This window comes from Bacillus sp. BML-BC051 (assembly GCF_019656175.1).
Taxonomy (GTDB): Bacteria; Bacillota; Bacilli; order Bacillales; family Bacillaceae_G; genus Bacillus_A; species Bacillus_A mobilis.
The window spans coordinates 45,827-54,439 of record NZ_BPLI01000023.1; the positions used below are offsets into that span (position 1 = coordinate 45,827).

Below are 8,613 nucleotides of genomic sequence, written 5' to 3' on the forward strand. Positions count from 1 at the left end.
CGCATGTAAAATCTTACAAATATAAAAATAATATACTATCAACAAAGAAATTTTAAATTTAGCCCCTTTATATAGATCATTAGACTCCATTACGTATGAATAATAAATCGAAATTTCTCTAATGTTATATTTTTATATTCTGGAGCCCTGTTTATATGATCAAAATAACTATATGAAAATTTAAAAACATGCCCGAAATCCCAATCAAATGCACCATAGTCTTTTAGCCAAAATTGATTTTCTGTTGGTAATATATGAGCACGTTTAGATTCGACTAAAGGTAAACAATCTATTGGTGAGTGTAAAGTTATTTCACTATTTGACGTTAAATTTTGACTAGCACGTAACACGTATACTAGTTTTAACAGCGGACGTACCCCTCGTCGGAATATATCTCTATGACCTAAGTCGTACATAATATTAATTGCATGAGAAAAAGTAAGTAAATGACCAATTAAGTCATGGTGTGCTTCCGCTCTATAAATAATATTAAATTGCGAAAGCTCTTTTAAAATAAACGTAGATAATTGTTCTGGATTTCTTAATTCACTTTCTATCTCTTCTTTTATACTTAATTGTTTTACTTCCTTTGTTGTAAATCCAATCCACGATCTACCAGGAATTGTTTTACGAAACGAAAATATAAGGTTACTAATCCCTTCAATCTCTTGATTATCGCCCCATTTTTGTAACTCTTTCATAGCTAATAAACTTAATGCAGCATAAATGACATTATGCCCCACCCAATGAAGTTCATCAATTGTATGTTCTAATGATTCTATAATCATTTTTTCAGCAATTTGAAAATTAATTTCTTCTTTATTATCAATGACTTCACCTAAGTTTTGCTTGTTCAGCATCCTTTTTGTTTGGGAATACATATTACGAGTTATTTCTTCTTCCATATTGTTATCTTTTATAAAAAAATAACTAGCAATTGCAGCTGCTCCGAAATGTGCATGCCAAATATCATTTGTTTGTCTTTTGCATTGAGAAATAATTGAAAGGCCATCTCTTAAGACAGTTTTATTTTCCATCTTTTTATCCTCCATCACTTTATACTCATCCTAAAGATGGCGTCAATACAAATAAAATATGATTAGATTCATCACTTTTATTTAAAAAACGATGTTTCATATTTGGCGGAATACGTACAACATCACCTTCTTCTAAGAAATACTCTTTCCCTTCTAATTCCACATACACTTCCCCTTTCATAACAACAGCAATCTCCTCCTTATCTTCATGTGAATAGTGACTTTCCGTTGTTTTTGCTTGTTTATTTAAATCCATCATTAACATTTCAATACGAGCTTTCATAAAATCTGGTGTTAATACATCATATACAATGTGATCATTGTTTTCCCGATATACTTTCTTTCGATCTTTTTTCTTAGAAATGAGTGAATCTGTATCGATTTCATTAATAAATAGTGTAAATAGTGGTACATTTAATGCTTTCGCAATTAATTCCAATACACTTAAAGAAGGATTCGCATATCCTCGTTCAATTTGACTAATTAATGAAGTACTAATCCCGGCATAATCAGCAAATTCACGAATTGTCATATTATTTTTCTTACGATAACTTAATACAGTTTGTCCGAGTCTATCATGTATCATAGTAAAAACTTCCTTTCGTCCATCATATTGCATGTTTCATTGTCTTTGTGCTGACATAGTAAACAAAGGCAAATAATCCTTTCCTATCGTCTTAGGGACTTATATACTTACTTTTGTACATTATATCGTACTAAGTTTATTATAATAAACATTTTATCGGAGGGACAAACTGTGAAATCACCTATTCTTTCATATTGCATCTTATTTTTCGGCGTATTCGCCCTATCAACTTCAGCGATTTTTGTAAAATTAGCAGATGCTCCTGCGGCTATCGTTGCTTTTTATCGATTATTCTTTGCTGCACTGATTCTGTTACCGTTATTACTATTTAATAAAAATAATCGAAACGAGTTAAAAAACGTAACAAGAAGACAATGGGGATTCGGATTCATATCTGGGTTATTTTTGGCCGCACATTATGTACTTTGGTTTGAATCCTTACAATATACTTCTGTAGCAAGTTCTACAGTTATCGTAACGTTACAACCTTTATTTTCAATGATTGGTGGTTACTTTCTATTCAAAGAGAGATTTACGAAAGGCGCAGTTATTGGTTGCCTCATCGCCATTTCAGGAAGTATCGTCATTGGATGGCAAGATTTCCAAATTAGCGGAGAAGCTTTATACGGGGACATTTTAGCGTTTATTGCAGCTGGAATTATTACCGCATACTTTTTCATTAGCCAACATGTTCGTAAAGATTTATCACTTATACCATATTCGGTAATTAGTTATGGAAGTAGCGCCTGTTTTCTTGGTATATTTGCTTACATGCAAAACGAAGCTTTCATCCATTATTCTACACAAACTTGGGTATGCTTTATTGGCTTAGCTTTCATTGCAACGATTTTAGGGCAAACAATTTTTAATTGGCTATTAAAATGGATGAGTGCTACTGTAATATCTATGAGTATTTTAGGAGAAACGATTGGAACTTGTATACTAGCGTACTTTATATTAAATGAGACCATTTCTATACAACAAGGACTAGGCATTGCAGTTATTTTTATTGGCTTAGCATTATTTTTAGTGCAACCAAAACTGCCTAACAACAACTAACAAATAAAAAGCATGACAGTATACTGTCATGCTTTTCACTATTCATTATGTACGATTAAACCATCAGGTCTAAAACGACTCATCATTACTTCATTAATAAACTTTCCGTGAGCCTTCAAATTTCCTATCTTTACTCCCTCTTCTACAAATCCGAATTTTTCATATAGTGACTTCGCTTTAGGATTCGTTTCTAAAACGCCTAGTTCTACTCTCTCTAACATTAACCAATTATCAGCCAAATCAAGCATTTTTGTAAGAAGAGCTTTCCCAATGCCTTTATTATGATATTCACTATCTACCCCCATAAACAAATCCCCCGAATGAGATCTACGTCCTGGGCTTTGGGTTAATCCAATAAACCCAACAACTTCTCCATCATACTCTGCAACAAATTCAAATTGATTTGGTGCTAAATTACGAATTCTATTTTCCATTGCATCTACACGCATACTTGGTAAGAAAACCATATAAGGTAAAACATCATCTTGTATGCATATACGATAAATGGCTCTAGCATCTTGAAGTTCTACCGCTCTTACTTTGATCCCCATATCTTCTCTCCTCCATATCCATAACAAATTTATTCTAGGACCCTGGTTGAAAGCCCTTCTCCTCTGTATTTCTTTATGTTATTTTTACATAATTATTTCAGTATAACATCCGTTTTAAGAACACCTTATCTACACAAATTACAGGTTAACTTTTTACTTTATTATATAACTCAAGTAGATTTTCAATTGAAATACCATTTATTTTCATACCGGATATATCACAATTTTCTATTTCAATATTTTTCAGATTACTATTACTAATCGTACTACCTTCTAAATCACATCTATCAAATGAAATAGGATGTTTATCTTCTCCAAGACTTGTATCTGTAAATTGAACTCCACCTAAAGTCACAAAATTAAATTTACTGCCAGAAAGATTTAAATCTGCATATGAAGAATTTCTGAAATTTATATTTCTAAAATTTGATTGACTTACATTACAATTACTCATCTTCATACTCATCATATTGCTACTAACAAAGGAACTGTTTTTTACATTCACTTGATAATACTCTGTATTTGCTAGATTACAGTTTTCGTATTGGCTATTTTCCATATCTTTATTCTTTATTAGGCTCTCTTCAACCGACTCTACAGTTATTCTTTTTATATAACAATACTCATCTTCCGATTTAAAAATTATTTCATAGCCCATTTTCTTATAAAAATGATGATTATTACGTTGTCTACTGGATGTTTCGAGATCCCAAATTCTTATGTTCGGATATTCCGCTTCTATTAATTTAATAACATGTGAACCAATTCCTTTTCCTTGATAAACAGGATCTACAAAAATACGATCAATTCGGCCATATGACTTACTTGAGATCGTAACTATAATTCCCCCGATTATTTTTCCACCCATTATCACTTTGTAACAATCCAATTCTTCAATCGAATATTTCATCATTTCAACTGAAGAATACCCCGGTGGTTGGATGTTGTAGTCAATAACATCACCTTGACCGCATAGCCATCGTTTTGCTTCTTCATCAAATGTTTTTGTCATTATTTCTGTTAATTTTTCTGCATCTAGAATTGAAGCTTTTTCTATAGATATTATTGTCATTTTTGTTTTCCCCTTCATTGTTACAAAATAATAAGTTTTGTGAACGATATAGATATAAAATACAGAAAATTAAAATCAATCATTCTATTTACTATTAAACTACAAATCAACCTATATCTTCCACTATTTATTAGTATTAATGAATAAAAAGAGACCATGCTATATAAACATGTTCTCTTCTTTTTTTCATTTTCAATTGTGTATAATTAAAGATTAGATATTAATTAAGCCACTCGTTACAACTATTACTTAACTTCTGTAAATCCTCTATAAATCGACTCGCATGATATCCATCACAAACCGAATGATGTACTTGCAATGAAACTGGTAGTATAACCTTATTCTCTTCATTAAAATATTTCCCACAAGTTATAATCGGTAATAGAAAATCACCATCATTATTAATATTTAGATTAAATCCAGTAAAACTAGCCCAAGGTATGCTAGAAATCGGAAAAACATTTGGCGGCATATTCTCTTTCGTGAAGAGACCATGCACATTAGTATAGCATCTCATATCTTCTTCGTAATTTTTATAGAATATGTGGAAATCACTAGAATAATCCGTCCATATACTTGAAAAAGACTTATCATCTTTATGGAAGATTGTATAACTTGGTATCATTTCCTCCCAATAGCCTAAAACTCCTTCATCGTTCAAACATGTTCGAAATTCTTTATGATTATTTATTACTCTAGAAATTAAATAAATAAAAACGGGATAAAATTTTATTCCCTTTTGATGTAATTCCTTTAATAACCTCGTAATATCAACATTCACAGTCACACTAAACGTACATTTCAACTTTAAATAATGTTTAAAATACTGCTCTCTATTCCAATTTTCTCTGTCAATTATATGAAACCTCATTTTAATAGCCTCCTAAAATTTCATTTTATTTTAGAAGGCTAACTTTCTTGTTCTCACCACAATTTTTCACTCCTTACAATTTAAATTTATCCTCAAGTTTTTATTAAATTATATAACATCTGCAAAAATCCGTTCACATATTTCTAGAAATACATCCACATACTATAAATAAATCAAATGAAATTCGGAGGATGCCTACATGAATAACAAAAATGTAAATAAAAAAGAAACTGTTACCGAAAACGCTACACCTATTCAAAATGATAATACTGCAAATCTTAATATCGAAGAACAAGCAATGAACGGCTTATATGGAATGCCAGAAACTATTATTGAAGATGCTGATCACACTGAAACTGAAGATTTAAATTCAAAAAATTAATGGACTACATAGAAAAAAGCCAAGGAAAATATCCTTGGCTTTCTTAACTATGCATCCACCTTTTGTACTTCTTCACTCTTTCTCGAAAGCTTTCCTGGCCAAAAAGCAAAGCGTCCTAGAACAACTGTAATTGCTGGTACAAGTAACGGTCTAACAATAAACGTATCTAGTAGTACACCAATTGCAGTTACAATACCAAATTGAACAAGAACTTGAATTGGAAGTGTACCTAATACCGCAAAAGTTCCTGCTAAAATTAAACCTGCTGATGTAATGACACTACCTGTTTGTATAACCCCATTTTTTACTGCATCCAAATGATTTTGTGTCTTTCTGTTTTTCCATATTTCTGAAACCATAAAAATATTATAATCTTCACCTAAAGCAACTAAAAATACAAATGCGTATAACGGTATTGCACCTTGAATGGCTGGCGCTCCCATACCATAATGAAGTAATAACCACCCTGCTCCTAATGCCGAGAAGAACGATAATACAACAGTTACAATTAAATAAATCATCGCAACAATTGATCGCAAGTAAACAAGTAATAATAAAGCTATAATACTAATCATTACTGGAATGATAACTGATTCATCACGTTCCGTAATTTGCTTTGTATCATATAATGACGCCGTTTCTCCGCCAATCCATAGTTGATCTTCTGCATTACTAACCCCAGCATCTTTTAATACTTTTTCTACACTGTTTTTCAATTTAGGGACTTGATCTAACGCTTCAATTGAGTATGGATTTTCAACTAAAGAAACCTCATACATTTGTATTTGCTTATTTTCTTTGCCCTCTTTTGGATCTTTCACAGTTTTTACGAAAGAAAACTTCTCTAGTTCTTCTTTAATAGGAAGCTCTTTCCCCTTCGAATCAACAGCAACTTTTACTGGCGCTAGTTCACCAGCTGAGAAATGATCACTAATTAACGTAAACCCTTCGCGTGAAGGCATATCTTTTGGAAACGATTCTAATAAGTCATATGTGTATTGAATACGTGGTACAAATGATGCCAATCCACCTAATACAAATACAGTAAGCATAATTATTGTCCACGGTCTTCGTACTACAACATCTCCAAGTTTTTTACTAAAGGCACCTTTTGATTTTTTAACTTTTACGACTTTCTTTTTCTTTCTTGCAAATTCTTCATTCATTGAAGCTGTTCTCGGTATAAATGGGAAGAATGCAGCTCTACCAAAAATTAATAATAACGCTGGTAAAATTGTTAAAGCAGCAATGCCCATTATGAATACAGCAACACTAAATGGTACTGCAAATCGATGAAAGGCACCATAATGAGCAAGTAATAATGTTCCTAATCCAAGTACAACAGTTAACGCACTCATTATAATTGCTCCACCAGAAGCTTTCATTGCAAGTTGCAGCGCCTTATATTTACTTTCTTCTTCTAGCAAGTACTCTCGATATCTTGAAATTAAAAATAAACAATAGTCCGTTCCAGCACCAAACAATAATACTGTCATGATTGATATCGCCTGAGCATCTACTTTAATCCATCCGTGATCAGCTAAAAAACCAAGCGTAGGACTAATAATACCGTATGCAAAGCCAACAACAAGTAAAGGTAAAATTGCTAAAATCGGTGAACGGTACAGTAAAATTAATAAAACTAATACGAGTAATACAGTAGCAATTAATAATTTCACATCTGCTTGACTAAATAAGCTAACTGCATCCGTTTGAATACCTACAGGTCCAGATAATCGTACGTGTAAGCCAGCGTCACTTAGTTTTCGTTTGAATGGATCTTCATCGATCTTACTATTCACTATGTTTTTTAAATCATCAAGATTTCCTTTTAATATATCTGTTCCAGCTTCCTTGTTAAAGAATACCGGTGTAACAAATGATGTACCATCTTTTGATGCACTTTTTGATAATACTTGTTCTGGTAATGTATCAAATGGCGGTAACGTTGATTGCTCCTTTAAAGGACTAGCTTTTAACTCTTTATAAACGTCTTGTATGAGTTTATAATCCTGTGACTGTAATCCACCATCCTTATACCATACTACTAATAAAGGATTCCCTGCATTATTCGGAAACTCTTTTTTCATAAGTGCTTCCGCTTGCTGCGACATAGCTGTTTCAGGTAAATTTTTCGGATTCGGTTCTTTCGTACTGTTTACTTGTGGCAATGTAAATGAAAGTACTAATGTAATAAGAATCCAAATCGATAAAGTTATCCACTGCGTATGCTTCCCTGCTACAAGCCTCCCTAACATATGTAACGGGTGCTTTTTCATAAAAACCCACCTTCCTTTTTTCCTCTACCATTAATTATATATACTGGTCGGTTAATTAATCAAGATTGAATAAAAATTTGTGTTATAATTATCTCAACAATACATGTCAGGAGCGAATGGATTTGGAACAAAAACAACGTCCTCTCGGAAGGCCTCGTCAAAATAAAAATACAAAATCTAAAAAAGAAATGATTTTAGAAGTTGCAACTCGGCTATTTCTTACTCAAAATTATCAAGTCGTTTCCATGGATGAAGTTGCAAAAGTTTGTGGTGTTACGAAAGCAACCGTCTACTATTACTATTCAACAAAAGCAGATTTATTTACCGCTACTATGATTCAAATGATGGTACGTATACGCGAAAATATGTCTCAAATCCTTTCTACAAATAAGACTTTAAAAGAAAGATTATTGGACTTCGCTAAAGTCTACTTACACGCAACGATGGATATTGATATGAAGAATTTTATGAAAGATGCAAAACTATCATTATCTGAAGAACAATTGAAACAATTAAAAAATGCTGAAGACAACATGTATGAAGTATTAGAAAAAGCACTTGATGATGCAATGCAAATTGGAGAAATCCCAAGAGGAAACGCTACTTTTGCGGCTCATGCATTCGTATCTTTATTATCAATTGGGAATTTTAAAGATGAAAATCACAATCCTATTCTTACAAATATAGATGAATTAGCCCAAGAAATCGTTTCTTTTTATTGGAACGGATTAGGTCATTCAAATTAAACTGATGTACTTTAATAAAAGAGCATGTTT

Annotated in this window: 9 protein-coding genes; 3 read left to right on the forward strand and 6 right to left on the reverse strand. The window is 32.1% G+C overall.

The features are described from left to right. Positions 1 to 89 precede the first annotated feature (89 nt). Complete coding sequence (locus K5S59_RS12310) at positions 90 to 1,037, reverse strand: hypothetical protein (protein WP_097845099.1); 948 nt, start codon at positions 1,035 to 1,037, stop codon at positions 90 to 92. A 25-nt stretch (positions 1,038 to 1,062) separates the two neighbouring features. Next, positions 1,063 to 1,656 carry a helix-turn-helix domain-containing protein gene (locus tag K5S59_RS12315; RefSeq protein ID WP_308443131.1) on the reverse strand — a complete coding sequence of 198 codons (594 nt, stop codon included), beginning with the start codon at positions 1,654 to 1,656 and terminating at the stop codon, positions 1,063 to 1,065. Between the two features lie 138 nt (positions 1,657 to 1,794). Between K5S59_RS12315 and K5S59_RS12320 the strand changes: the two genes are divergently transcribed. Continuing rightward, positions 1,795 to 2,682, forward strand: coding sequence for a DMT family transporter (locus tag K5S59_RS12320; RefSeq protein WP_097845101.1), 888 nt, complete (start codon positions 1,795 to 1,797; stop codon positions 2,680 to 2,682). Between the two features lie 38 nt (positions 2,683 to 2,720). Here the strand turns inward: K5S59_RS12320 and K5S59_RS12325 are convergent, their stop codons facing one another. The 3 genes from K5S59_RS12325 to catA all read right to left on the reverse strand — a co-directional run bounded on the left by K5S59_RS12325 (position 2,721) and on the right by catA (position 5,176). After that, positions 2,721 to 3,233, reverse strand: a complete 513-nt coding sequence (locus K5S59_RS12325) for a GNAT family N-acetyltransferase (RefSeq protein ID WP_097845102.1) — start codon at positions 3,231 to 3,233, stop codon at positions 2,721 to 2,723. 145 nt (positions 3,234 to 3,378) lie between these two features. Continuing rightward, positions 3,379 to 4,305: a GNAT family N-acetyltransferase gene (locus K5S59_RS12330; RefSeq protein ID WP_120450146.1), complete on the reverse strand. Its 927-nt coding sequence runs from the start codon at positions 4,303 to 4,305 to the stop codon at positions 3,379 to 3,381. Between the two features lie 220 nt (positions 4,306 to 4,525). Then, positions 4,526 to 5,176 carry a type A chloramphenicol O-acetyltransferase gene (gene catA / locus K5S59_RS12335; RefSeq protein ID WP_120450144.1) on the reverse strand — a complete coding sequence of 217 codons (651 nt, stop codon included), beginning with the start codon at positions 5,174 to 5,176 and terminating at the stop codon, positions 4,526 to 4,528. Positions 5,177 to 5,375: 199 nt separating this feature from the next. On the opposite strand from catA, the gene K5S59_RS12340 reads away from it, so the two are divergent. Then, positions 5,376 to 5,558 carry a DUF4021 domain-containing protein gene (locus K5S59_RS12340; protein ID WP_001060705.1) on the forward strand — a complete coding sequence of 61 codons (183 nt, stop codon included), beginning with the start codon at positions 5,376 to 5,378 and terminating at the stop codon, positions 5,556 to 5,558. Positions 5,559 to 5,605: 47 nt separating this feature from the next. Here the strand turns inward: K5S59_RS12340 and K5S59_RS12345 are convergent, their stop codons facing one another. Then, a complete protein-coding gene (locus K5S59_RS12345) occupies positions 5,606 to 7,837 on the reverse strand; it encodes an MMPL family transporter (protein WP_000716537.1) in 2,232 nt (743 codons plus the stop codon). 122 nt (positions 7,838 to 7,959) lie between these two features. Between K5S59_RS12345 and K5S59_RS12350 the strand changes: the two genes are divergently transcribed. After that, a complete protein-coding gene (locus K5S59_RS12350; RefSeq protein WP_120450142.1) occupies positions 7,960 to 8,583 on the forward strand; it encodes a TetR/AcrR family transcriptional regulator in 624 nt (207 codons plus the stop codon). The last annotated feature ends 30 nt before the right edge of the window (positions 8,584 to 8,613 follow it).